The sequence below is a fragment of the Sulfurimonas sp. genome (genome assembly GCF_047622445.1).
GTDB lineage: Bacteria > Campylobacterota > Campylobacteria > Campylobacterales > Sulfurimonadaceae > Sulfurimonas.
Genome location: NZ_JBLHOE010000010.1, coordinates 14,928 through 41,383, shown reverse-complemented (window position 1 = coordinate 41,383; position 26,456 = coordinate 14,928). Strand labels below are relative to the sequence as shown.

Here is a 26,456-nt window from a genome sequence, read left to right as displayed (position 1 = left end):
TAAACAAAAACATTTGTATTTAGTTTTTATATGTCATTATTATGTAGCAATTTATTGATATAATATTGTTAGAAAGTTATTTATTTAAGGATATAAAATGAAAAGATATAGTTGTCTTTTACTGGTGTTTGCTTTATTTCTACCTTTACATGCAGGGAATGTATCTGCAATGATTAATCTACAGCCGACAGCGAAAGATAAAAGAGACCTTGCGGTTGATAGAAGGGATTTCTTGTCACAAGGAAGAGATGTAAGTGTAGATAGAAGAGAGAACCTCGCTCAAAAAAGATACAACAAGCATGATCGTATGGATGCTAAGAGACAAAAACAGTATGATAGGTTAGAATTGAAACTAAAACATTAGATAAAGAGCATCACATTTTTGTTATATATAATTTTTAACAATACCTTAACCTTTGGTAATATATACTATAGTTTATATATTAATAAGGTGAAAAAATGAAAAAAAATCTTTTCTTATTATTATTTCTATTTTTTTTACCTATTCATGTCGCTGCATTATCTTTAAAGATTAGTTCAGGTTTTGATGCTCCGGAGACGTATCTTATTGAATCAGTCTTGAGAGAGGGGTTTAAAAGAGCAAATATTGATTTAGTTTTTCAGACACTACCAAATCAACGTTCGCTGCTCAATGCTAACAAAGGTATAAGCGATGGGGAAGCATCTAGAATATGGAAGATTAATGAGTACTATCCTAACCTTATTCGTGTGCCTGTTTCAACCCACTCGATTGACTTAGTGGTACTGAGTAAAGAGAAAATAGATGTAAAAGATTTTTCCCAACTTAAAAAATATAATGTTGGTGTTGTAAGAGGCATGAAAATAGCAGAAAAACTTGTTCAAGAATCAAAACCACGCTCCTATATAGCAGCGACAAATAATCTAACACTTATTAAAATGCTTGAAAACAATCGTATCGATGTAATTGTTTCAAGCAAAATTGGATTACTTGTTAGCCTCAAAGAATCTAAAAGTAAAGATTTATATATGATAGAAAGACCTTTACTCTCGCTTCCTTTGTATATGCACCTACATAAAAAGCACCAAGAACTTATCCCACGGTTTGAAAAAGCATTTAAGTCAATGATAGAAGATGGAACGTATCAGAGAGCTAGAAACTCATTTATTGGTAGTTTCAATGATTAGGAATTTTATTTTTGATTATTTTGTAAATCAAAAAGTATCTTTTAGACTACTCGTATTTACCCTACTCTTTAGTGCGTTGATTACACTATTTATTACAATAGTACAGTTATATATGGACTACAAAAATGGAATAAAGTCTATTCATACGCAATTAGAACTAGTTGAATCAAGTTATACAGCGAGTGTATCTCAAAGTATTTGGGTGTTTGATGAAGAACAAATTAATCTTCAACTTGAGGGTATAGTTAGTCTTCCTGATATACTCTTCACTTCTTTAACTTTAGGGGATAGTGGATACTATGAATATGGAAAAATTACTGATGAATATCAAGTAGAAAAAAAATTTAAACTCATATATAAATATAATCTTAAAGAGGTATATTTAGGTGAACTAAAAGTTGTTGCTGATTTAGACAAACTCTATGAACAGCTTGAAGAGAAAATATTTGTAATTTTACTTTCACAAGGTGTTAAAACTTTTTTTGTTTCACTTTTCATCCTTTTCCTTTTCCAAATTTTAGTAACAAGACATCTTGAAAGCATCGCTTCTTATGCAAAATCTTTACGAATCAATCAAGAGAATAAACCATTAGTTTTAAATAAGATTGTATCAACAACTAAACATGATGAACTAGATTTACTTGTAAACTCTATAAATGTTATGCAGAGAGAACTTCATAGTTCTTTTAAAAATGTCACAAGGCAACTTGAAAAAAGAAAAAAACTAGAGAAGACATTAGTTGAGTATAAGAAAGCAATGGATGCGAGTGCATATGTGTCAAGAGGTAACTTAGAAGGCAATATAACGTATGTTAATGAGCTCTTGTGCCAAGTGAGCGGATATACGGCAGAAGAACTCATAGGTAAATCTCATAATATTTTTAGACACCCTGATAGTTCTGATGAATTTTTTGCGGATATGTGGAAGACTTTACTCAATAAAGAAGTGTGGAGCGGAGCTACAAGAAACATAAAAAAAGATGCTACTTCTTTTGACTGTTTTCAAACAATTATCCCTATATTAGATGTTGATGGAAATATACGTGAGTACATTGCTTCACGGTATGATATTACAGAATTAGTAGAAAAAAGAGAATCTTTAGAGAAAGCTTATCAAACAGACTCTCTTACCGGGCTTGAAAACAGAATCAAACTTTTAAAAGATATAAAAGAAGTGCAAGAGCCGGCTCTTGCGATTATTGATATTGATTCATTTAAGGAAATAAATGATTTTTACGGTCACGAAATAGGTGATTATGTTATTTTGGAAGTTGCTAAGAGACTTAAAAAACTAAGTGAATCTAGGTATTCAAAAATTTATCGTCTTCAGGCAGATCAGTTTGCACTTTTTTGCACTGATTATCAGAGTAAAGAAAGATTTGAAAAGGATATAACTACACTAATCTCCGAGTTGGTAGACTCCCCTATTTATAAAGATCCTTATGAGCTTTTAATTGGAATAACCGCGGGTATATCATTTGGTAGCTCTAATCTCTTCATTAATGCCGACATTGGATTAAAGGTGGCAAAAAAAGAGAATAAAAATTACCTAGTATATAACAGTAACTTCAATATAGAAAAAGAATATGAATCAAATTTACATTGGACTAAAAAATTAAAAAAAGCTCTACATGAGAAAAAAATAGTTGCCTACTATCAGCCCATTTATAATAATAAAACAGCAAAAATTGAAAAATTTGAAGCACTTGTCAGGATGATTGATGAAGATGGATCGATAATTTCACCATATTTCTTTTTGGATATTGCAAGAAAAGTAAAACTCTACCCACAGATTACAATGATTATGATTGATAGTGGGATTAGGGCAGCCAAAAATCATGACTATGAGTTTTCTATAAATCTGACAATTGATGATATATCTAATGAAGATGTCAGTAAGTACTTTTTAACGAAGGTAAAAGAGAGCGGTGTTGGTCATAAAATAGTGATGGAACTTGTTGAGTCTGAGGGGATAGAAGATTTTCAAAATGTCAAAAAGTTTATTGATAAGATTAAAGGATTAGGATGTAAGCTGGCTATAGATGATTTTGGTACAGGATACTCCAACTTCGAGTATCTACTAAGACTCAATGCTGATTATATTAAAATAGACGGTTCACTTATAAAAGATATTGATAAAAATAAAAATGTAGGCTTGGTTGCAGAGACAATTGTTGCGTTCTCAAAAATATCAAATATGAAAACAATTGCAGAATTTGTATCGCATAAAGAAATTTTAGATATTGTTCAAGGCATAGATGTTGATTATCTACAAGGATATTATATTTCTGAACCTATTGCATATGAGGATATTTCTAAATTTAAAGAATTTAGAATTACTTAAAGGTAAAGAAAATGAAAAAACTTCACATACTACTTATTTTATTACTATTAAGTTTATCCTCATATGCTAAGGATAATAATACATCAGACTTTGGAAAAGTTGAAGGACTGATTCGTCTTTATCATGTTTTTGAGCCTGCTTATGTTAAAAGTGGTCGAGTAAAAGATTACGATATAGATGGAAGTACCATCGGAGGGCATATTCGTTATTACACTCCTGAGCTTTCAGGTTTTGGAGCGACTACAGCTCTTTACTATACAAGAGGAACAGGGCTTAACAACAAATATGACATAAATACAATAATGGCTGCAGGACGTTTTTTTACACAAAACTATTCGCCTAAAGCAGTTTTAGGAGAACTAAATCTTCATTATACAGACAGTATTCATAAAATAGTTCTAGGTCGCTTTAAAGTTGATTCACCAATAACAAATGCTATTTTTACATATATGCCAAATATGTATGAGGCTTTTTTGTATGAAAACTCTTCGCTTAAAAATACTAAGATAACTATAGCTCAGATAGAACGCATGGCTTATGGTAGCAGAGCCCCTGTAGAATTTGGTCTTATTGGTGAAGCAACAAGAACAGGTGGAACTACTCAAAATGCAATTAACATAAGAGGAGACTTTATCGATGTTGAGAAGCAGACTTTAGCCGACCCTTTGGCTAAGACTAATGGTATTACCGCACTCGGTGTTGTAGATACTTCTTTAGAAGACATAACTATAAGAGTATGGGATTTTTATGCGCATGATATTATTAACATGCTCTATGTTGATGCTACGTATAAAGCAAAAGACAGAACTCTTCCTTATCGCTTATCTGCCCAGTATCTTCGTGTAGATAGTATTGGAAAAGATTTAGCTTTAAAATGGATGGATGCAAAGAGTGCATATTTCATAGGTGCAAAAGCGACTCTAAAATATAAAAAAGCATTTGCATATATAGCTTATAATCACTCAGGCAATGCTAAGATATTAAACCCATGGAGTGGTGATCCAGCGTATACTTCATCATTCTTTTCCAAAAATGCATACCGTGCAAATGTAGATGCTTATAAAATAGGTTTTAACTATGACCTTGTGAGTAACCTCAAACTAATTACAAGTCATGCAAGTTATTCAAAATCAACAACTTTAGGTACATTTGCCCCAGCAAGACCTGTTGAAGTACTAAAAGAACCTGAATATGATGCTTTTGAATCTGCTATATTACTTTCATATAATCCCTTTAGAGAGTTAAATATACTAGGTGGATTTATCTATAAAACAAGTGAATACTCTTACGCAGGAGAACAAGTCAAGTTACTTGATGCTGACTTGTTGATTACATATAGATTTTAAACCCAGAGTATGTAATCTAAATTATAGTATAATTGCATTTATGAAACTAAGAGTACTTATATCGATACTTTTTATTATTGCTACAACATTTACTGCTGTACATGAGATTGAACATATACATGGTGAACATGATAGTTCAACGTGTGAAGTATGTATAGTTGATAATCATTTAGTTTCGGCTGATATTATAGATATTGTTTCCTATGAAATATATGTATCATTCGATATTATTACTTTAAAAAATCAAATTCAAAACCCACATTTAAAAAAGACTACGAATCAAGCTACCGCACCTCCAGTAATTTCCTAAATACTAACAATACAACAAAAAACTTTACAAAAATAAAAAATATTTAGGATAAAACTATGAAAAAACTATTAAGTTTATCATTAGTTGCTTCTTCATTACTTTTAGCAGATGCAGATATGGATCAGCTAAAAAAACAAATGGAAACTCAGCAATTAGCGATGGAAAAATTATTACAAAAAATTGAAAAATTAGAGCAAAAAGATAGCTATCAAAAGCAAACACAGATTCAAGTAGCAGGGGATAAAACTCCTACAATTATTAAAAAAGAATTAGCGCAAGAAAAGCAAGCACCCTTTACTATAAGTAAGAAAAAAAGTTTTTTTCAGGCAGCATATATGCCAGATCTCTCGCTTATAGCAGATATGTCTTATGTAAGTAGAGATACAAGAGATGATGCTTTACCTCACTTAGAAGTACCAGGTGTGGCACACGGACTTATGGGTTCACATGGACATGATGGAAATACACATGCACCATATAATGCAAAAAGAGGTTTTAATCTTAATTATGCTGAGCTTGGTTTATCAAAGTCAGTTGATCCAAGTCTAAAGTTAGATGCGATTTTTCATTTTTCTGAAGGTTCTGTAGAGATAGAAGAATTGTATTTTACAACTCCTGCACTTGGATACGGTACACGAGTTAAAGGTGGTAAGTTTAATTCAAACTTTGGTTATTTAAATGAGCAACATCATCATTATTGGAGCTTTGCCGATATGCCTTTAGTGTATGAATCATTTTTAGGAATGCACGGTATCAATGAAAATGGTTTACAAATACAGTGGACTGCTCCTACAGAAACATATTTAATGTTTGGAGCTGAAGTGCTTCAAGGTGAAAATGAACAGATGTTTGGAAATGCAAGTATTGGAGATGCAGAAAACCCAACAGCGGGTTCCGAAACTGCTCCCTCTTTATTTATAGGGTACGTAAAAACATCTTTTGATATTGAAGACACATCAGTGCTTGCCGGCCTTTCATATGCAAGAGGAAGCTCAAGAATAGACCATAGTGATGATGAAGAAGGTCCACATGCATTTGCAGGAGATAGCTCATTATATGGAATGGACTTAGTAATAAAAAATTATTTTGACTCGTACAGCTATATAACTTGGCAAAGTGAAGTTTTATATAGAGATATGGATGGTGTACAATATAATTTTGACAGTTCAGGCGATGTTGCCTCAAGTCCAAACTTAGCTAAGAAACAAGCTGGACTTTATTCTCAACTTGTATATGCTCCAAATAAAACTTGGAAGATGGGTGTGCGATACGATTCAATATTTAAAAATGATGTATTTGCAAATGGGAATAATCTAAACAAATCTACAGATTTATATAAATACTCTGGTATGTTAGAATACAGTACAAGTGAATTTGCACGTTTTAGATTACAGTATAATCATAATAGTGCGCTTTTTGATGAAGATGGTAGAAAGCAAGATATTAACTCGCTTATACTTCAAGTAAATTTAGCGATCGGTGCTCACGGAGCGCATTCTTTTTAATCAAGGACGAATGAATGAATAGATTTTTACTACTAGCTTTTTTACCGCTAACATTGTTTGCACATTTAAATATTGCTGTAAGTTATCCATATATTGGAGCTTTAACTAAGAGTATAGGTGGCGAACATATTAATACAGTAGTTTTAGCAAAAGGAAATTGGGATCCACATTTTGTGGTTCCTCGTCCTTCGCTTATAGCAAAGGTAAGAAATGCGGATGCTTTGATTATGAATGGAGGACAACTTGAGATTGGTTGGTTACCACCTTTACTTAATCGTGCTTCAAATCCTAAAACGCAAGTGGGAGCGAAAAGTTTTTTAAATCTTTCTCATTATGTACATATGCTTCATAAACCACATAGTGTTGATCGTTCTCTTGGAGATGTACATCCTGATGGAAATCCTCATTTTCATCTTGATCCTAAAAATATTTTACGTCTAGCATACACTATAAAAATCTTTCTTACTTCTATGGACAGTGAGCATAAAGTTATATATGAAAAAAACTATGTAGAATTTTATTCAATGTGGGTTAAAAACATAGATATATGGAAAGCTAAAATGAAAGATAAGAAGGGTTCAAAGGTTATACAATTTCATGATAATTTAGCGTATTTCAATCAAGCTTATGGACTTGAAAGTATAGCTACTATTGAACCTCTTCCTGGAATTCCACCAAGTTCTCGACACACTATAAACCTTATTAAACTTATTAAAGAGAAAAAACCTTGTTGTATTTTGCATGATGTGTATCACTCTACAAAAACAGCAGAGTTTATTGTCTCAAAAACAGGTATAGCATTGGTTATTATGCCTCACGATATTGGTGCATTAGATAACGTAGAAGACTTGGTCTCACTTTTTGATCATTTAACAAGTGCAATAAAATGATAGATATTCTTCTTGTCCCTATCGCCCTTGTTATAGTCTTAGTTATGATGCATGCATGGTTTGGGGCTAGGATATTACAAAAGGGAATCATTTTTACAGACTTAGCTATCGCTCAGTTTGCAGCACTTGGTTCTTCTGTGAGTCTTGGATACTTTCATGAAGAATATTTTTATATTTTAACACTTTCCTTTGCACTTTTTAGTGCTTTTTTAATTGCCTATGCATCTCAAAGAACTTTAAAGCTTGAAGCTTTCATAGGTCTTTTATATGTACTAGGAGCGAGTGGGATTATGATGGTGCTTTCCCATTCTGCAGAGGGAATGGAGCATTTTAAATCACTTCTAGCGAGCGATATTTTGTTTACACCTTTAGAAGATGTTATTAGTAGTTCTGTTATTTATGCAGTGATTGCACTTGTGTTATGGAAGGTGTATCCAAAGACAAGTGGATTTTTTAAAGAGTTTTTATTTTTCTCTTTGTTGGCAGTAACTGTAACATCTTCAGTCGCACTTGCCGGTGTGTTAGTAGTTTTTGTACTGTTGATTGCTCCGGCAATGGTAGCACTCTCTTTAGATTACAAGAACAAACTTTTAAGTAGTTTTATCTTTGGATGGTTTTTTAGTATTACGGCTATTGTTATCTCATATTATTATGATTTACCAACAGGCTACACAATCGTTTTTCTAGGGGCATTATTGAGCGCAATAATAGTGCTAGCAAAATCTAAAAAAAGTGAAAAGTAGTATAGAGTAAGGTGGTATTGTAATAGTATCAGCTTTATTCTATACTCATTTCTAATTCTTGCCAAGAATCAATTTCAACATTCTTTAAATCGTAATGCTTTAATTCAATACTAAGACAGGTGTCTTTAATGATATTCCAATTATTTATTGTGTCTACATCTATATCTAAGTGCTCAGGATTTAAGATAATAAAGTCATCGCCATATACTCGATATATATTTTCAATACTAGTTAATTCTAGTAATTTTTCACTAAAATCTTTAAGTAACTGATTGCCTTTATCCCAACCTTTATCAGTATTATATTGACCCATATTATGTATTTTAATAAAATTAAAACACTGATATGTTTGGGTTATATTATTTTCTTGTAAATGTATATTTAAGTAGTCGCCATTATATACATTTGTTAATCTATCTTTAAAAAAATATGAAAACCTTTGTTTTTCAATGTCTGTTTTAGGGAGCTGATTTACCTGTTTAACTTCTGGTAAACTTTCTAAAAACTCTATTGCTTTGTTTAGTAATGTTGGTTCAAACCATGTTCCACTTAATGTTTTAAGTTCATCCATAGCTTGACGTACAGATTTTCTAACTTTATAGATTCGGTTTGTAGTCATCGCGTCAAAGGTATCAGATATAGCTAATATTTGTGAAATAAGAGGAATTTCATCGCCTTTGATTCCGCTAGGGTAACCACTCCCATCATAATGCTCATGATGATGTACTATTATCTCTGCAATCTCTTCATACATAGAAATTGGTTGTAAAATATCATAACCAGATTGTGGATGCTCTCTCATTAGTTTTAATTCTAATTCATTAAAGCTTCCAGGTTTAAGTAAAATAGATTCAGGAACAATAATCTTACCAATGTCATGTAACATTCCTGATTTATATACAAGATTGATAGTATTCATATCCATACCCATATTCTCAGCGATTTTACTTGAGTAAAAAGCTACTCTCTGTGAATGTCCAGCTGTGTAACCATCTTTTTGCTCATTTATATTAATAAAAGAATAAATTGTTTCTTCATAACTTTTTAAAAATTGTTGTTTATACTTTTGCTCATTACTTATATCTTCCAATATGCAATGTGTGTATTCTGGTTGATGTAACTCATTGTATTGGATACTACCATGAACTCGTATCGGAATGATAGTATCATCTTGAGAAAGCATATCAAAATCAGCATCATCTACTCTACCATTTGATACAAATGTACAAAATTTTTCTGATAACACAGTTTGTGATGCTTGGGTTAAAAAGCTTGCTATATTTTTCCCTATTACATCTTCTTTTTTATATTTAAACCTTTCAAGCCATTCTTTATTAACATTTTTTATTATCCCATTTTTATCAAGACTTTGATAAGGTAAAGGTGTATTCTCAAACAAACTTTTATAATCAGAAATATTATTAGCTTCATTTAAATTTTGTATATAGAGATAAAGTGAAATATGTTTGTTTTGGGAGATTGGAGAAGCTATATATTTATACAAATTCTTTATTTCAAGAGAACTTCTACCAATGATATCAGGCTTCTCGTTTTCGGTTTCTAAAAAAGATTCATTTATAAAGAGAATGATATTTTCACTATCTGTAATACATACAGGATTATCTACATATTCATAAGCTAATTTTAATTGCTGTAGCATAACCATAAATATCATCCTTTATACGTCATTATATCATAAGCTTATGATATCCATCGTTATATTTAATGTTAGTTATCAATTATTTACTGTTTATTTTAATTAAAGTATTAGCTTCCTATTCATTATGTTTGAACCCTAAAATAGATATATTATCAGTATTCTCTAAAAATTCAATATTGTGTTGATTCGCCCAAACAACAATATCTCCATCTAACATAAGTAACTCATCTTCATTATATAAATCATTTCTAATCTCTATTAAATCATAATCATCTTTTAAAGATATATAGAAATCACTATGTTGCAAGTATGATTCAAGATCAAGTAATGCTGTTACAATATTAGAAAACTCAGAGTAGTTTTTCTTTATCTGTTCTACTCTATGAAGCGAACTAGAATTTTGTGTATACCCGCATAGTCTTAACAATTTTTTTGATGTGTCCATTTATCTCCTTAATACGGCAATAGCCTAGAACTATTTTATAACTACTTGCATTAAAAGTATCTTATTACAATGTCTACTGCATAAATAAATTACTCATCATCTTCTCCAACTAACTCTAGAGTATCAAGAAATTCCTCTTGGTCTTGGTATCCATAAGATGTTTTACTTTCTTCCCCATCTTTATCAAAAAAGACGAAGGCTGGAGGACCGAAGATATTGAACATTTCTTTTATCTCTTGACTTTGTATATCTCCCTTTGAGCTCATGTTTACTTTTAACGTAATATAGTTTTCTTCTAACTCTGCCACAACATCTGGATCGATAAGTGTAGTAGCCTTGAGTTTTTTACATACAGGACATGTATCTGTATAAAAATAGATGACAAGTAGTTTATCTTCTTCTCTTGCTTCTTCTTGTTTGAGAGTTAGTTCATCAAGGCTTTGTACTGTTTCGAAGATAAAGCTTGGTTTAGCATCTGGATTTTTATTAGTCTGTGATTGACTCAATGAGAGCTTAGCTAATGGTTGCAACATATCTTTTCCTCCATACGCCCCACCAATAAGAAGAAATACACCCCAAATAAGTAATAGTGTAGCAGAAGACTTGATGAGTTTATCCCATCCACTAGCTTCGTGACTTAAGGATTGCGTAGCACCCAGGTAGATACTTATTCCAACAAAAAATGCACCCCACACAATAAGTATAGGTAGGATATCCAAAGTATTGAAAATATAAATAGCTACACCTAAAAGTAAAACTCCAAATATATACTTAATCTTGTCCATCCATTCTCCGGCACGAGGAAGAAGGTGTCCAGCTCCAAATCCGATGAGAACTAGAGGAACACCCATACCAAGAGCCAGAGAGAACATTGTTATTGCACCTAAGATAGCATCGCCGGTGGAGATAGCGACACTTAAAAAGGAGATAAGGACAGGTGAAACACAAGCCCCTAAGATAAGTGCAGTAATCATTCCTAAAACAAATACACCTACGAGGGAACCACCCTTAATACCTTGAGATTCAGAATTAAGTCGTGTTTGGATAAATGACGGTAGAGCAATACTAAAGAGACCAAACATAGATAGGGCCATAATGACAAAGATGAAACTAATACTCCCTATGAAGTAGACATTTTGAAAGTAAGACTGAAGTTGTTCTCCCGTAGCTCCAGCTAATGCGCCCATAACTGCATAAGAGACGGCTGTTCCTAAAACATAAGAAAGAGATAAAGAGACGGCTTTACTTTTAGAGATGTCTTTGCCTTGTCCTGCAATAATACTAGATACTATGGGCATCATAGGGAGTACACAAGGAGTAAATGTAAGTAAAACTCCGGAGAAAAAAGCTCCAGCTAAAGTACTAAGGATACTTTGAGTTAGAGTGTTGTCATTAGACGCTAGTAGTGTGCTTGTGAGAAGCAATACGCTTAAGGGTAAAAATATGAGTTTTATGTTTTGTATTTTCATCTAAGTAGTATAGAGTAATCTTGTGTATAGTTTGTGTATGGATTATTTATAGTAATACACAAAGACTACACACTTAATGAATATACTTCCTATACTTAAAAGATAAAAGGATATAAAATGAAGAAGTTTAACTTAGGCGCTCTCTTACTGGGTGCTGGATTATTAATGGCTATGGGTACAACTACTCTCAGCGCAAAATGTGGTGGTGAAGCTACAAAATGTGGTAGCGAAAAAGCTGCAAAGTGTGGTGCTACTAAAAAAGCTGCGAAATGTGGCACAGATAAAGCTGCTGCAAAATGTGGTACAGATAAAAAAGCTGCGAAATGTGGCACAGATAAAGCTGCTGCAAAATGTGGCGGAGATAAGAAAGCTCCTAAGTCTGCTGAGAAATGTGGCGCTGGGAAGTGTGGTTGATTTAACTTAGAGACTTTTATAGTCTCTAGTTGTTGCTTTTATAATACCTCTACTCTATTTCTACCATTCTTTTTAGCAATGTAAAGTGCTTTATCACATCTGTTGAAAATACTTTTTAATGTATCTCCTTCTTGATATTGTGTCACTCCAAAACTTGCAGTTATTTTTCCAGCTTCCGGGTGTATATTTTCTTCAATCCTGTCTTTGAGCTTTTTGGCCACTACTTTAGCATCTAAAGATAATGTGCTTTTAAATAGAATTACAAACTCTTCTCCTCCCCATCGTGCAAAAGTATCTGTTTCTCTTACATGCGTATTGACTGTTTGAGCTAATACAATCAAAACTTCATCTCCTATAAGATGTCCATATGTATCATTAAATTCTTTGAATCTATCTACATCCAAAATGGCAATAGAGAGAGGAGACTTATATCGTTTCGTACATAAAATTTCTTTTTCAAATATTTCATCAAATTTACTTCGATTATATACATTTGTAAGTCCATCAATATATGCTTTCTTCTCAGCAATTATTTGTAACTCTCTCATCTTTGTTATATCAGATAAAGTTACAAGACAGTTTTGCTTGTCTTGTGTTTTAGTAACATTTATTTTAAATGCTTTAGCTTCAAAATTCTCATCTATAATGGTCACTATTTTATTTTCATCTGTAGTTCTCATTAATAAAGATATAAACAATTCATCTTCGCCCAAGAGACCTTGATGTAAATATCCATCTACATTTTGAAAAATATCCAATACATTGTGAGAGGTTGCTTTATTTATCTCTTGAGAATTTACTATTTTCAAAACTTCTTTAAATTTATCATTTGAAAACTTTACATCTTTAAAATCGGTAATAAACATAATATCGTCCGTTAAATTTAGCACTTCATGTAAAAATTTATGCTTTTGATTTATATCCTTATTTTTTTCTTTTAACATCTCTTTTGAATGACTTTGTTTAATAATAAAGTATATTATGAGTAAAGAAATGAGTAGGCCTATGATTTTTAAAATTAAATCATTAAATAAAGTAGACTTAATAAGAGGACTTTCTTCATACGAAACAATCCATGCAAGAGTTTTATCTTCTATATTTTTTATAGGTAAAAAAGATATGACTTGGATGTGAGGATTATCTTTGCTATGTTCTACATATATACCAAATTGTTTTCCTAGAAGTATATTTGAGTTTATCTCTTTTTTGTAAAGTTGTAATTTGCTTTTATTATCTATAATACATATTTCCATGCTATGCATATTGTTAAGAGTAATCATATACTCATCATTTTCACTAGACTGATGATATTTTAAAACTAAATCATCTCTTACCCAAGCCTTACTATCGAAGATACTTTTTTTAACCAAAAAATGAGAGTGTATGTTACTAATGTTATTTAAATACCATTGAATACTATCACTTGCAAAAGATACTTCCATAGCCCCTATATGAATTCCCTTGGAATCAAAGAGTGGAAATGTATTTCTAAACCCATGCGCTACTCTTCCTTGCACTAGTCCTCTCGTTGGCATTTTTGTCGCATTTGTGTATTTGAAATCTGTTCTTACATCTGTTAAATTATCGCCAAACTTACTTGGTTTATGTGCTCGATAAAATGATTCATTTGTTGGTAATAAAAATTGATACTGCAGGACACCTTTTTGTTTGATAATTTGATATTTTTTATCTAGTAATGTGTGGAACTCTTTTCTAAGTTCATCTTTTTTTTCTTTTGTAGCATTATTAGCTTGGGAAAGTATTTCAAGTACTCTAGGTATTTGTACTGTTGATTGATGAACAGTAGATGCTGTTATTTTTTGTGTTTCAAGCAGAATTTTATAATGTGTAGTAAGTGATTTCAAATTTTCTTTAAAAACCATGTCTATTTTATCTTGAGTGTTTACTTCGATAATAAGGTAGTTGACAGTATTAATACCTAAAAAAAGGAGTATTAAAAGTAATTTTATTTGTATATTCATATTAGACTATTTTATCACAAGTAATATAAATTTTTACAAGAGTACTTAGTAACTCGATTGGAATGTATCAAGCTAAAGCTCCATTTTTACTGTACACAAACCATACACACAACTTCGATATACTTAGAATATAAAAAATTAAGGATAAAGGAGACATTATGTGTATTCCTCATGGAGGCGTTGGTGGCAAAAGCAATGGATTTGTAAAAGAAGAGAAACCTAAAAAACATATAACAGGTGTCTCTCAGTCAGAGTTTGAAAAAGGTGATCCAGATTTTATAGATGAGCGAACATCTGAGTATGAGCCTAAGAAAAAAGAATCATTTTTTTCTTCATTATTTGGCGTATAGTCTAGATGATTTTGAAATCTCGAAGAAACTTTTTTAAAACTACCTTTCTTAGTGGCTTGGTTATGGTTATGTCAAATAACGAGCTTTTTGCTAGCGTAACACCAATGCAAACTTTAGCTATTGTTCAAGAAGATTTATTTCCTAAAGAGATGATTACTTCCTCAAATGCCTACTCATATATAAGTCTTGTATTTAAACACTCTCGAGTAACCGAGGAAGATAAACACTTCTTACGTAATGGTACGAAATGGCTCAACGAAGAGGCGGTACTGAAGTATAAGAAAGTGTATACAAAACTCTTAGCTAAAGAACGTCAAAATGTACTTGAGGCAATTGCACAAGAATCGTGGGGAGAGAGTTGGATAAAAACAGTTCTTTCTTACATCTTAGAAGCTACCTTGGGTGATCCTATTTATGGGATAAATAAAAATAAATCAGGCTGGAAATGGCTGAATCATACAAGTGGATTACCTCGTCCAAAAGAGAGATACTTATGAAGCACGATTATGATGTATGTATAGTGGGAAGTGGGGCAGGTGGTTCACCGATTGCGTATGAACTTTCAAATGCTGGATATAAAGTTGTAGTTTTAGAAAAGGGAAAAAACCTTACAGAAGAGGATGTCTCAAAAGATGAACTTGGAGTCTCTCGTCGGGATATGTATACCCCTGATTTAAAAGAGCAACGCCATATAATTAACGACCGTAATGAAGATGGAAGTATTACCCGTTATGACGGTTACGAATACTCTTGGAATTTTTGGAATGGTTCCATGGTTGGTGGTTCATCTAATCTTATGAGTGGATACTTTCACCGTATGAAGCCAAACGACTTTAAACTAAAGTCAGTTTTTGGTGAAGTAAAAGGTGCAAATGTAGTTGACTGGTGCATAGATTATGAAGAATTAGAACCTTATTATGAAAAAGTTGAAAGAGTGGTTGGGGTTTCCGGTGAAGTAGTACAACATAAGTTTTTAGAACCTCGTTCTACAAAAAAATTCCCTTATCCTAAGCTTGAAGAAAATAGTGTGACTGGATGGTTTGATAAAGCTTGTGAAAATTTAAAATATGAATCTATTCCTACACCACGTGCAGTTTTATCCCGTAATGCACTGGAGAGAAACACTTGTTCTTATAGTAATTTTTGTGGTAGTTTTGCATGTGCAACAGGGGCAAAAGGAAGTGCAAGAGCGGCACTTTTACAAAAGTGTAAGGTAGAGATAATTACAGAAGCCTTTGTGTATAAACTAGAGAGTGATGCAAAAAAAATTACTAAAGTACATTACTACGATAAAGATTTAAACTCACATGAGATTACTGCAAAAATCTTTGTGCTTTCAGCCCAAGCAATAGAAAGTTCACGCTTACTTTTAAACTCAAAAAATGAATTTTTCCCAAAGGGTATGGCGAATAATAACGGTGAAGTAGGAAAGAATCTCATCTTTTCAGCTGGTGGAAGCGGACAGGGTAGATTTCGTTTTGAAGACCTCAATGAGGTGCAACAAAAAGAGCTTATGCAAGTAGGTTTGTTTTTTAACAGAAGTTTACAAGATTGGTACGCTTACGAGAAAGATGCTAAAGTATATAAAGGTGGAACAATAGACTTTTTGTTTGAACATGCAAATGTCATCTCACGTGCAAGTCGAGAGTTTTATAATGATGAGGGGAAACTTATTTGGGGTGCGGAACTTCAAAAAAGAATACATAAACAGCTCACAACTTCAAAAGTTTTAACATTTGAAGTCTTTAATGATTGGCTTCCAACTGATGAGTGTTTTGTAAGTGTTGATGAAAAGGCTAAAGATAAATTTGGTATGCCACTTGGTGTTATAAATCTTTGGGGACACCCCCAAGATGTGAAAGTTGGCGAGTATTTAGCGAAGAAAGCTGTAAGCGTTTTAGAAGAGATGGGTGCACAAGAAATCTCGTATAATATTTCGGCGGCACCACCTCCAAACCTCGTGGCTGGTGGGTGTAGATTTGGAGATGATCCCAGAACTTCAGTACTAGATAAAAATTGTAAAGCGCATGAACTAGATAATCTTTATGTTGCAGATGCGAGTTTTATGCCAACTGGAGGAAGTGTCCCGTATACATGGACTATTTATGCTAATTCGTTTAGAATAGCAGACCGTATAAAAAAAGTAATATAAATATTTACTATATTGATAGCTTAATTACTCCGAGCTAAGGCAGCAAAATCAATTTGCTCCGTTTTGGTTTGTGCGGCTTTTTTATCATCTTCAAAGTTTCCTGTACTAAAGGTGTACTCACTTGATTTTAAGATACAACCTTTCATTCCAGGTACGCAAGGTTTTTTGATAAGTTTACACCGTCCATTGTGGTCATGTTGACAAGTCCAGCCCATAAAGATCCTTTTATTTTTTACTTAGACAGTTCATTTAAAGTATCAATAATCTCATCCATTTTATGACTTACCTCATTTACTGCGTCAGATATTGAATTGACTTCTTGAGCATTTTTGTTGAGAGAATCTGAACTATCTGAAATGGATTGAATTAAAACATTTGTAGTAGCGGTACTTTCAGACAAACTCTTCTGTGTTCTCTCTGCGAGCTTTCTTACTTCATCAGCAACAACAGCAAATCCACGGCCATGTTCACCGGCTCGGGCTGCTTCAATAGCTGCATTTAAAGCTAATAGATTGGTTTGTTCTGCAATATCGCCAATAGTTGATAAAATCTCTTTTGTTTCATTCGCATTTTGGACAAGAGATTGAAGGTTCCCAACCATTTCATCCTCTCTTTGAGATACATCATGGATACGATCAACAATAGAATTTATTTTGTTTTTAAAGTCAATAATGGTAGTGTTTGTGATATTTTCAATAGTTTCATTTAAAACTTTTGATGATTGTGTAATTTGCAGATTAGAATCTGTATTTTGTTGTTGCATATCTTCGAGAGATTGTCCAAGAGAGTTGATGTTATTTAAAAGTTCTGCCATATTTGCTTCTACATTTACAGTACTTCTTGTTGCAAAAGAACCTTCTGAAAAACTTTTTAATGTACTAATCGCATTATCTAAATTGTGCTCGGAGGAATCAAGCATATTGTTCATACTGTTACGTAAAACATGTACATAAGGAGTCTGTGTGTCAGCACCAACTCTAGATGAAAAGTAGCCTTTTGAGACTTTATCCGCTATAAGAACCATTTCTCCCGCAACTTTTGTATCTTTTTGGACTGTATCTTCATATTTTTTGATGAGAGTGTTTAGTGACTTTTCTATCTCACATGTTGATTCCGTGTTAATAATGATTTTGTTTCTTTTAAAGCTAAGTAGTTCATCTATCTTTGTGACAAGATCTACATTTAAAATAGAGCCTGATGAAAAATTTTGAAATCCTAAAGCTAGTAGAGCTGCAACTAATGCAAGAATTATTTGAAGTAAAGTTGAGTCAGTCAGAATTACAGAAGCAACAAGCAGAGTAAAAGCAAGAATCAGAACTATATTTTTTTGTAAGTTATTCATAAATGTACCTTAATTAAGTGTTTTATATAATGATCTTGCATCTTCTATCTCTTGAGTAGAAGGCTTACGTCTACAAGACATATAAGTTGTTTTATGTGAGACTGGATCTAGCATGGGATATACTGTTGCATATACCCAGTAGTTACCACCATCTTTTGTGGCATTTTCCACATAACCACTCCAGATTTCACCTTTTTTTACAGTAGTCCATAAGTCTTTAAAAGCAGCACGAGGCATATCACTATGACGAACAATATTATGAGGTTGCCCAACGAGTTCATCTAGTGAGTAGCCTGCAATTTTACAAAAATCATCATTAGCAAAAATAATGATTCCTTTGTCATCAGTTTGCGAGACTAAAAAATCATCATTCTTTAAAATATATTCATTCATTATAACTCCTAGGTAGTAGTGGCATTATATCTCAAAATGAATCAAGATGTAATGAAGGTTGTTTATTTTACGAAGGATTGTAGAAATACTTTGAAGTATTTTGGGTGAAATCTATGTAGCATAGTTTCATCTTTCATCATCATTGTTAATGCTTCAAACGATGAATGCTTTTTACGATATGCTTTATCATTTGTTAGTTCGTCAAAGGTATCACTAATACTAAGAATAGAAGCAAATGTTTTTATATTTCTACCAATTAACCTATTTGGATATCCACTTCCATCGTGGGATTCATGATGATGGAGAATTGCATCAAGTATATAGGGATTAAGAATACGGTTTTTTTGTACAATATCTCTACTGTATTTAGTATGTTGATGCATTGCTTCTAACTCCATGAAATTGAGCTTAGAGTCTTTATTTTTAATGGAATCATTGATTTTTTTTGTACCAACATCATGTAATAATCCAGCCAGACCTAACTGGCTTAATTCCTTAGTCTCAAGATGAAGAAAATGACCAAGATGAATTGCATACAACGATACATGCAGAGAGTGATATGCTAAAGAATAATCTGAAGAAAAGTATTGCATTGCATTTTTAATATAATTTGTATTTTCTTGTATTAAATAGAGGGCATTATTTACAATCTCTTGTGCACAATTTATATCAAGAACATCTTCTTTTGAAGCCATAAACTTACGAAATAAATTATTGTTGATTTCATACAATAGCTCCAGGCTATTTTTAAAGTTGTGTTTATCTTGTTTAATAGACCTAAATAAGCTTCTATAAGTAGGAGCTTTTTTATTCTGATGTTTTTTTGATATATACAGATAATCTTTTGTTTGTAACATCTTATAAAGTTTTTCGCTAAGAAGAGTTCCTTCTTCGATGATAATTACATAATTATTGTCACGTTTAATAAAGATATCAAACGATAGGACTTCACCTATAGATAAAGAATTAATATCTAGTAGTTCATAATTGTTGCCATTTATATTTGTTTGTATTATTTTCATATTTGATATTATAACATTTATTAGTTGAGATTATATTATTTATATTTTAGAGATTCTAATTTTTTCTCCCCATACCACCATAAAAATAATGCTGAAGAGAAAATAATAATATCTAAAGTAATCCACAAAGATAAAATACCTACGCTCATCCATGCGAGTAGAGAAAATACAATGAGAGGTGCGATGACTTGTCTGTAAATACTTACCGGCATAATCACATTAGGTTGGCCTATGCCTTGAAGCATTGCTATGTAGATAAAGATTACTACAAATGCATATGATGCAACTCCAGATATACGTAAATATAATGCAGTATGTTCTATAACAGCCCCGTCAGATGTCATAAGTGAAGCGAGAAAGGGTGCAAAAATTAAAAAGGTTGTTACTCCTATGCTACTTATTGCCCATCCGTATCGTAGTCCTAAATGAACTGTAGGTAAAATACGGGTGTATGCTTTGGCTCCATTATTTTGAGAGACTATAGCAAGAGTAGCAATGTTTAAACCAATCACAGGCATTAAAAATATTTGCTCTATACGCATACCTATACCGAATGCAGCCACTGCTTCTTTTCCAAATGGAGCTACAAAGTAGGTAATAATATACATACCAAATGCCATCATGAACATATTTATACTTGGAGGAAAACCCTGTTTTAGTAATTCTATGATAACTTGAGAATCATAGGTAAATGTTCTAAATCCTGTGTAGAGTTTTGTTTGTTGTACTTTATAAAATAGGTAAACCATTGAAATGGCTTCTGAGATAACAGTGGCAATTGCTATACCGCTTACTCCCATGTCAAAATATTTTATAAAGAGATAATCTAAAAAGATGTTGAGAAAGGCTGTGATGATAAGGATGTTTCGAAAGGATTTTGTATCTCCAATAGCATTAAGAAAAGCATTAAAGAAAAAGGTACCAATAAAAAAGATTGAACCATATAAAATGAGGTTGATATAATCAAGTGTTTCTTGTCTATAGGAAGGATCCCCAAGTGCTTCTATGAGTAAGGGAACAAAAAGCACACCAAGTATGGCAAGAGCGATAGAGAGAAAAAATGCAAATACAATCGCGTTAAGTACAATATGCTGTGCTTTTTTAGTATTTTTCTCACCGAGTGCATTTCCTACTAAAGAGGTTACTGCTTCACTCATACCTATACCAATTGCAAGTATCATAAAAAACACTGAAGCAGATAAAGAAAGGGCAGCTAGCGCTTGAGTAGAAATAAGCCCAGCAAAAAAAGTGTCAGTGACGTTAAACATTGTATGAAAAAAGTACCCAACAACTGCGGGTACAGCAAGTTTTACCATATGCTCTTTGATGATACCTTGGCTGAGGTCTATATGCATGAGAAGTCCATTATAAGTATAGTTTCTTTTCTGGAAGTATAGCTATTTTTTCACTTCAAAACATAAGCAATACTGTCTAATTAAAAGATTTATTACTATATAATGAGTTATTAATGAAAAATGGAGTTTCTATGTCCTTTAATCTTCTCAAACAATATCAGGATTTGATTGCACAGAATGAAGAAGTTGTTTTAGAAGATTGGCTTCACCATAAAGATGTGCAAGATATATTTATTGAACATGATATAGATGCGAAATTTTTTAAAGAAAACTATGCAAGAAATATCTTTGCATACTATATGGGAGTTATTGATGGTTCCACTCAAATAGGAGACTGTCCCGTTATGGGGGAGTATCTTGACTTTTTATATGACAAAAATGTTATGCCTGACCAGCTCTTTATGATTTGTACATATTTCAGAAAATCCTTAATGCATCTATCTTTTAATACAAATATTATTTCTTTGGAACTTTATGATGAACTTAGTTACATAATTGATCATAATTTAAAAGGGGTTTTAGAACGTTTTAGAAAAATTATCTTTGATAAAGATCAAGCGATTGAAACACAATCACAATTATTAGTACAGTATAAAGTAGTGATTGATGAAGGTTTTATTGTGTCAATGGCAAATTTATCTGGAGAAATTATTTATGTTAATGATAAATTTTGTACTGTTTCTGGTTATGAAGAAGAAGAATTATTAGGTAACCACTATAGTATGATTAAACATCGAGATACAGATCCTGATGTATTTAAAAGCATGTGGGATACACTTCTTTGTAAACATAGCTGGCAAGGTATTTTACAAAATCGGAAAAAAAATGGCGATTCATATTATGTACAAACTCATATAACACCTATTTTAGATACGAGTGGAAATATTGTTGATTATTTTTCCATAAGCCATGATTTAACAGAAGTATTTATGCTGCAAAATGAATTAGTTCAAACACAAAAAGAAATAATCTTTAGATTAAGTGAATTGAGTGAATCAAGATCACAAGAAGCTGGTAATCATATAAAAAGGGTCGCTGGATATGCTAAACATTTAGCTTCGCTCTTAAATCTGGATCAAAAAAGTATTGATGATATCTATTTTGCCTCTCCAATGCATGATATTGGAAAAATTGGTATCCCAGATAGTATTTTAATGAAAGCTGGTCCTTTAAGTGAAGATGAATGGAAAACGATGAAAACACATTCAGAAATTGGTTATGAAATTTTTAAAGACTCCAAACGTTCAATACTCCAAGCTGCCGCAACAATCTCACATGAACATCATGAGAAGTTTGATGGAAGTGGTTACCCAAGAGGTATAAGAAATGATGAGATACATATTTATGCTCGTATTGTAACTATTGCAGATGTATTTGATGCTCTTGCTACAGATAGAGTTTATAAAAAGGCATGGTCTTTCGAGGATATTATCGCTTTATTTAAAGAGGAAAAAGGAAAGCACTTTGATCCTGAAATAGTAGAAGTTTTTTTAGACAATTTAGATGACTTTATAGAGATAAAAGCAAATAATACATAAATTTTACCAATAGATCTTAGTTCTAGGTTTCTCCCTATAAAATCTTCTTTAAAATAGATACAATATCTTTTTCCGTATATGGCTTAGAGAGATATTCATCCATACCTGAGTCTAAAAATATCTGCTTATCTTCACTTAATGCATTGGCTGTTACAGCAACTATAGGGGTACGGGGAACGTGTTTCTCCCTCTCCATACTTCTAATGTGACGTGTCGCTTCAATTCCATCCATATTTGGCATATTTTCATCCATTAAAATAGCATCATATTTATTTTTTTGATACATTTTTAAAGCTTCTCTTCCATCATTGGCTATATCAAAAGTTATACCTGCATCATCTAGTATAATAGAAAGTAGTATTTGGTTTGTTTTGTTATCTTCAACAACCAGTAAGTGGCCCGATATTGTTGTAGACACGTTATCTACAGTTTTTCCAGTTTCATCTGTCATTGTAATTTCTTCTTTATGTTCCTTACAGGGGATGGTAAAGTAAAATTTACTTCCACCACCTAAGGTACTTTCAACTTCTAGTTTTCCATCCATAAGTGAAACAAGTTTAGAACATATTGAAAGACCAAGACCCGTCCCACCAAATCTACGTGTTGTAGAATTATCCTCTTGGTTAAATGCGTTAAATATTTTCTTTTGATTTTCTTTTGCTATACCTATACCAGTATCAGACACGCATGCATACATGGAACTACTGCTGGAGTCATATTTTATATCAAGTGAAACTGTACCATTATTAGGAGTGAATTTAATCGCATTACCTAAAAGGTTAAAGAGTATTTGTTTTACTCTTACATTATCAGTTTCTATATATTGAGGCAGTTGCGATGCAATGTTGCATTCAAATTTTATTTGCTTATCTTCAAGACTTTGATGAAAGAGTAAAGTTGTTTCATTGATTAAAGTTCTAATCTTGTGTGGATGTTTTTCAATATCTATTTTCCCGCTCTCTATTTTAGACAGATCAAGAATATCGTTTATAATATTGAGAAGTGTATGACCAGAACTTCTTATAATATCGAATTGTTTTTTTCGTCGTGTAGTAGTTTCTTGTTTACTTAGTTGATCTACAAATCCTAAAATTGCATTCATTGGAGTCCGAATTTCATGACTCATATTGGCAAGAAAACTAGACTTAGATTGGTTGGCATTCTCGGCAATCTCTTGTGATTCTAAAGCTTTTTTCATAGCAATGTCGAGATCTTTTGTACGTTCTTCTACTCGAGATTCTAAATTTTGATTTGTATTTATTAAATCACGTTCTAATAATTCTCTATGTTTAATTTCATTAGATAGTTCTTTGGCTACACTTTTCAACAATATTGCCCGACCAGTTAAGAGTAATAAAAACAATTCTAGTAGTGTTGCAAATAAAAGACTTGAGGTAAGCATACCCCACATAAATATTGATTGATTTTCTATAACATAAGCTGGTGTAGCATACATTTCGAGTATCCATTTTCTTTGCCCAATAGAGATTTCTTTATTTATCCGAATCGTATTTTTTAGGTTTATTGAGAGTGAATTATCCATGAGTTTTCCATGACCATTACCATCAAAAGAATATGTTGCAATAGGTAAAGGATTATTTATGTCAGTTTTATCTTTTAAAGATATAACAATATTATTCAGTTTGAAATTTCTTAGTAACTCTTCAATAAGGTTGCTAGTGTGATACACTCCAACTATATAACCTTTTAATGAATTTTCTTTTTTTATTGCACCTGTAGGTGTTTGAATACTTTGGTATAAAGGTAGAAAAAACAATATACCAGTTTGATTACCTTTTTCTTGGACGAGTATAATAGGCTCAGTAGCTGTGAGTTTGGCTGATGAACTTGCCTGATCCAAGGCAATACGTCTAGAATGGTTAGAGTAGACATTGTATCCAATAGCTTTTTCATTAGCTAAAGCGGGCTGGATATATGTAATGACCACATATTTTTCATGTTCTTCTGCTGTACTCATTAAACCTTTGATACGCTCTTTAATTGTGAAGTTTTCATAACCTTTTTTCTTCATTTCTTCTTCATACTCATCTCGTTGTTCCGAGTGTATGACAGGGTTCCAGGATATTGCATGAATACTTTTATGACGTTGAAAAGCATCTTCTAGATACGTTTTAAATTTTTTTTTACTTACATAGTCTGAACTGTTAAAATAGCTGCGGACCGAATAAATAACTTCTAAATTAGTTGCTAGTATCTTTTCAAAAGACTTACTAATTATCAATGTTTTTTCAGTAAATTCACTTTGGATACGCTTATTTTCTCTTCTGTTATTTATACTAAAAAATACAATAATTAATGCAAAGATAAAAATCATGGGAAGACCTATACTCATTTGTCTTTGCACCCACACAGTTTTTGGCTTACCAAATAAAATAAATATCAAAGGAACAATTAAAAGTATACCAACGGTATCTCCAATCCACCATGTTAATAAGCTAAAAAAGTACTCATTGCTACTAATTACATCAGATATGAATAGGGTGTTCACACCCCATGAAGAAGCGATGATAGAGGAGACAGGACCTGCAAGCATATAAAATAAAAGTATCTCTTTAACTTCTATTAACCCATTGTTTAAATTAACATATTTATTGATTAAGTAAGCGGCAACTGTTACTTGTAAAGTAGATCCAAAAGCTATGCTTGTAGGTATGATAAAAGATTGAATGTCAGAACTAAAGCTAAATATTCCAAGACCTATTGGTAAGTTGGTTATAAAGGAGCCGATGAGTATACCGGGCCACACTCTATATCCAAAAAAAAGCAACCCAGCTAGTGCAATACCTGCCGAGGGCTGGATAAGAGAGACATAACCTGATGGATTGTCAAGTATTAGGCCAAGACGACCGAATACGAAATATACTATTGCTAAACTTATGATAGGAAAAATCATATTTGTTCTATAGACTATATGCATACAAATATTCTAACATATTATTCATTATGAATTCACTATTATAGTTTTATTACAAAAATAAATATTTAGAACTCTAGAATTTCTATTAAATCTTTTTTCTGATTCCCGAATGCCCAGACTATCTTATAAAGATTTATACTCTTGGATAAATTCTTTTGCATTATCCCCTCTCCAGTACTGAGCAAGTCCAATGAGCCCATCTTTGAGATAACGTGTGTTATATCCCCTGAGTTTTAAAAAAGTTCGTGCCATAATTGCTCTATCTTTATGCGGACAAGCTGTAACTATGAGTTTTGATTTGTCCAACTCTTTTAAACGTTTTGGGAGTTCGTTGAGTGGGATGTTGATTGAGCTGGGCATATTCCATGCTTCATACTCTTCTTTAAATCTGATGTCAACAAGTTGTGCAGTTCCTTCTTCAAGCATCACGCTTAGTTCAAGTGCACTGATTTTCATATTTTTACGCTCTTCGTAGGTAAAAGAATTTAAGTAATTATCATGACTTATAGCTTTTGAATCAGCAATTAAAGCTATGCTGAAGTAGACACAGAGTAATAGAATTGTTTTCATAGTTATTCGTCTTCTTCTTTCGTGAGTATAACTACACCCAAACCTGTTTCTATAGGATAACCAGCTTTTGCCCATCCTTTGAGACCACCTTTGAGGTTAGTTGCGTTCTTATAGCCAAGGTTTTGAAGAGTTTGTGCAGCTAAAGCCCCTCGACTACCACCTCTGCAATAAGTGACAATGATTGCATCTTTATTTTTAACTTTGTTAAGAATCTCAAATTCTAAGTTTCCTCTTGTTATCGCATAACTTTCATCAGCATAGATTTCACCCTCAGATCTTTGTTCTGATTCTCTAATGTCAAGAACAACAACTGCATCTTCGTTGTCAAGCATCTTCTTAAGTTTTTGAGGTTTCATTTCACCTGCTTCTTTTTTTGCTTGTACTAAGAGCTTATCTGTCTCTTTAAATCCTGCAAGAAGTGCTGTTGTTGAAGTGAGTGCGATTAGAAGGATTATGTTTGTTAGTTTGTTTTTCATGTGTACAACCTTTTAGTTTGTTTTTATAATGATAGCTTAGTTGTG

At 32.3% G+C, this 26,456-nt stretch carries 25 protein-coding genes; 13 read left to right on the top strand and 12 right to left on the bottom strand.

Annotated elements, in window-relative coordinates:
- Nucleotides 1-97 precede the first annotated feature (97 nt).
- The 8 genes from ACI9TV_RS03755 (at nt 98) to ACI9TV_RS03720 (ending at nt 8,305) form a co-directional block, all read left to right on the top strand.
- A complete protein-coding gene (locus ACI9TV_RS03755; RefSeq protein WP_415249421.1) occupies nt 98-364 on the top strand; it encodes a hypothetical protein in 267 nt (88 codons plus the stop codon).
- 95 nt (nt 365-459) lie between these two features.
- Entirely contained in the window at nt 460-1,167 is a 708-nt protein-coding gene (locus tag ACI9TV_RS03750; RefSeq protein ID WP_415249420.1) for a substrate-binding periplasmic protein, read from the top strand.
- Nucleotides 1,160-3,511: an EAL domain-containing protein gene (locus ACI9TV_RS03745; protein ID WP_415249419.1), complete on the top strand. Its 2,352-nt coding sequence runs from the start codon at nt 1,160-1,162 to the stop codon at nt 3,509-3,511. The genes ACI9TV_RS03750 and ACI9TV_RS03745 overlap by 8 nt, the downstream gene beginning before the upstream one ends.
- Before the next feature lie 11 nt (nt 3,512-3,522).
- Nucleotides 3,523-4,857, top strand: a complete 1,335-nt coding sequence (locus ACI9TV_RS03740) for a hypothetical protein (protein ID WP_415249418.1) — start codon at nt 3,523-3,525, stop codon at nt 4,855-4,857.
- A 40-nt stretch (nt 4,858-4,897) separates the two neighbouring features.
- A complete protein-coding gene (locus ACI9TV_RS03735; protein WP_415249417.1) occupies nt 4,898-5,167 on the top strand; it encodes a hypothetical protein in 270 nt (89 codons plus the stop codon).
- Nucleotides 5,168-5,223: 56 nt separating this feature from the next.
- Nucleotides 5,224-6,672 carry a hypothetical protein gene (locus ACI9TV_RS03730; protein ID WP_415249416.1) on the top strand — a complete coding sequence of 483 codons (1,449 nt, stop codon included), beginning with the start codon at nt 5,224-5,226 and terminating at the stop codon, nt 6,670-6,672.
- A 14-nt stretch (nt 6,673-6,686) separates the two neighbouring features.
- Nucleotides 6,687-7,562: a metal ABC transporter substrate-binding protein gene (locus tag ACI9TV_RS03725; protein ID WP_415249415.1), complete on the top strand. Its 876-nt coding sequence runs from the start codon at nt 6,687-6,689 to the stop codon at nt 7,560-7,562.
- On the top strand, nt 7,559-8,305 hold the full coding sequence (locus ACI9TV_RS03720) for a metal ABC transporter permease (RefSeq protein ID WP_415249414.1): 747 nt from the start codon (nt 7,559-7,561) through the stop codon (nt 8,303-8,305). The genes ACI9TV_RS03725 and ACI9TV_RS03720 overlap by 4 nt, the downstream gene beginning before the upstream one ends.
- A gap of 34 nt (nt 8,306-8,339) precedes the next feature.
- On the opposite strand, the gene ACI9TV_RS03715 is transcribed toward ACI9TV_RS03720, so the two are convergent.
- From ACI9TV_RS03715 to ACI9TV_RS03705, 3 genes are all read right to left on the bottom strand, one after another.
- Nucleotides 8,340-9,965: an HD domain-containing phosphohydrolase gene (locus ACI9TV_RS03715; RefSeq protein WP_415249413.1), complete on the bottom strand. Its 1,626-nt coding sequence runs from the start codon at nt 9,963-9,965 to the stop codon at nt 8,340-8,342.
- Between the two features lie 115 nt (nt 9,966-10,080).
- Entirely contained in the window at nt 10,081-10,410 is a 330-nt protein-coding gene (locus ACI9TV_RS03710; protein WP_415249412.1) for a hypothetical protein, read from the bottom strand.
- A gap of 89 nt (nt 10,411-10,499) precedes the next feature.
- Nucleotides 10,500-11,879, bottom strand: a complete 1,380-nt coding sequence (locus tag ACI9TV_RS03705; RefSeq protein ID WP_415249411.1) for a protein-disulfide reductase DsbD family protein — start codon at nt 11,877-11,879, stop codon at nt 10,500-10,502.
- Between the two features lie 117 nt (nt 11,880-11,996).
- On the opposite strand from ACI9TV_RS03705, the gene ACI9TV_RS03700 reads away from it, so the two are divergent.
- On the top strand, nt 11,997-12,293 hold the full coding sequence (locus ACI9TV_RS03700) for a hypothetical protein (RefSeq protein ID WP_415249410.1): 297 nt from the start codon (nt 11,997-11,999) through the stop codon (nt 12,291-12,293).
- A 38-nt stretch (nt 12,294-12,331) separates the two neighbouring features.
- Here ACI9TV_RS03700 and ACI9TV_RS03695 read toward each other — a convergent pair whose 3' ends face one another.
- Complete coding sequence (locus ACI9TV_RS03695) at nt 12,332-14,275, bottom strand: GGDEF domain-containing protein (RefSeq protein ID WP_415249409.1); 1,944 nt, start codon at nt 14,273-14,275, stop codon at nt 12,332-12,334.
- A 158-nt stretch (nt 14,276-14,433) separates the two neighbouring features.
- Here ACI9TV_RS03695 and ACI9TV_RS03690 point away from each other — a divergent pair, with 158 nt between their 5' ends.
- The 3 genes from ACI9TV_RS03690 to ACI9TV_RS03680 all read left to right on the top strand — a co-directional run bounded on the left by ACI9TV_RS03690 (nt 14,434) and on the right by ACI9TV_RS03680 (nt 16,777).
- Nucleotides 14,434-14,625 carry a hypothetical protein gene (locus ACI9TV_RS03690; protein WP_415249408.1) on the top strand — a complete coding sequence of 64 codons (192 nt, stop codon included), beginning with the start codon at nt 14,434-14,436 and terminating at the stop codon, nt 14,623-14,625.
- Nucleotides 14,626-14,693: 68 nt separating this feature from the next.
- Entirely contained in the window at nt 14,694-15,122 is a 429-nt protein-coding gene (locus tag ACI9TV_RS03685) for a gluconate 2-dehydrogenase subunit 3 family protein (RefSeq protein ID WP_415249407.1), read from the top strand.
- A complete protein-coding gene (locus ACI9TV_RS03680) occupies nt 15,071-16,777 on the top strand; it encodes a GMC family oxidoreductase (RefSeq protein WP_415249406.1) in 1,707 nt (568 codons plus the stop codon). Before ACI9TV_RS03685 ends, ACI9TV_RS03680 begins: the two co-directional genes overlap by 52 nt.
- Nucleotides 16,778-16,797: 20 nt before the next feature.
- Here ACI9TV_RS03680 and ACI9TV_RS03675 read toward each other — a convergent pair whose 3' ends face one another.
- The 5 genes from ACI9TV_RS03675 to ACI9TV_RS03655 all read right to left on the bottom strand — a co-directional run bounded on the left by ACI9TV_RS03675 (nt 16,798) and on the right by ACI9TV_RS03655 (nt 20,889).
- Nucleotides 16,798-16,992 (bottom strand): hypothetical protein, encoded by a 195-nt coding sequence (locus ACI9TV_RS03675; protein WP_415249405.1) that lies wholly within the window; start codon nt 16,990-16,992, stop codon nt 16,798-16,800.
- 17 nt (nt 16,993-17,009) lie between these two features.
- On the bottom strand, nt 17,010-18,119 hold the full coding sequence (locus ACI9TV_RS03670; protein WP_415249404.1) for a methyl-accepting chemotaxis protein: 1,110 nt from the start codon (nt 18,117-18,119) through the stop codon (nt 17,010-17,012).
- A 9-nt stretch (nt 18,120-18,128) separates the two neighbouring features.
- Nucleotides 18,129-18,512 carry a PAS domain-containing protein gene (locus tag ACI9TV_RS03665; protein ID WP_415249403.1) on the bottom strand — a complete coding sequence of 128 codons (384 nt, stop codon included), beginning with the start codon at nt 18,510-18,512 and terminating at the stop codon, nt 18,129-18,131.
- Between the two features lie 62 nt (nt 18,513-18,574).
- On the bottom strand, nt 18,575-19,534 hold the full coding sequence (locus ACI9TV_RS03660) for an HD-GYP domain-containing protein (RefSeq protein WP_415249402.1): 960 nt from the start codon (nt 19,532-19,534) through the stop codon (nt 18,575-18,577).
- Nucleotides 19,535-19,569: 35 nt separating this feature from the next.
- Nucleotides 19,570-20,889 (bottom strand): MATE family efflux transporter, encoded by a 1,320-nt coding sequence (locus ACI9TV_RS03655; protein ID WP_415249401.1) that lies wholly within the window; start codon nt 20,887-20,889, stop codon nt 19,570-19,572.
- A 131-nt stretch (nt 20,890-21,020) separates the two neighbouring features.
- On the opposite strand from ACI9TV_RS03655, the gene ACI9TV_RS03650 reads away from it, so the two are divergent.
- Nucleotides 21,021-22,427 (top strand): HD domain-containing phosphohydrolase, encoded by a 1,407-nt coding sequence (locus ACI9TV_RS03650; protein WP_415249400.1) that lies wholly within the window; start codon nt 21,021-21,023, stop codon nt 22,425-22,427.
- Nucleotides 22,428-22,461: 34 nt separating this feature from the next.
- Here ACI9TV_RS03650 and ACI9TV_RS03645 read toward each other — a convergent pair whose 3' ends face one another.
- The 3 genes from ACI9TV_RS03645 to ACI9TV_RS03635 form a co-directional block, all read right to left on the bottom strand.
- Entirely contained in the window at nt 22,462-25,365 is a 2,904-nt protein-coding gene (locus ACI9TV_RS03645) for a CHASE domain-containing protein (protein ID WP_415249399.1), read from the bottom strand.
- A 123-nt stretch (nt 25,366-25,488) separates the two neighbouring features.
- Nucleotides 25,489-25,935 carry a rhodanese-like domain-containing protein gene (locus ACI9TV_RS03640; RefSeq protein ID WP_415249398.1) on the bottom strand — a complete coding sequence of 149 codons (447 nt, stop codon included), beginning with the start codon at nt 25,933-25,935 and terminating at the stop codon, nt 25,489-25,491.
- Between the two features lie 2 nt (nt 25,936-25,937).
- Nucleotides 25,938-26,411, bottom strand: a complete 474-nt coding sequence (locus ACI9TV_RS03635) for a rhodanese-like domain-containing protein (RefSeq protein WP_415249397.1) — start codon at nt 26,409-26,411, stop codon at nt 25,938-25,940.
- Nucleotides 26,412-26,456: the final 45 nt, after the last annotated feature.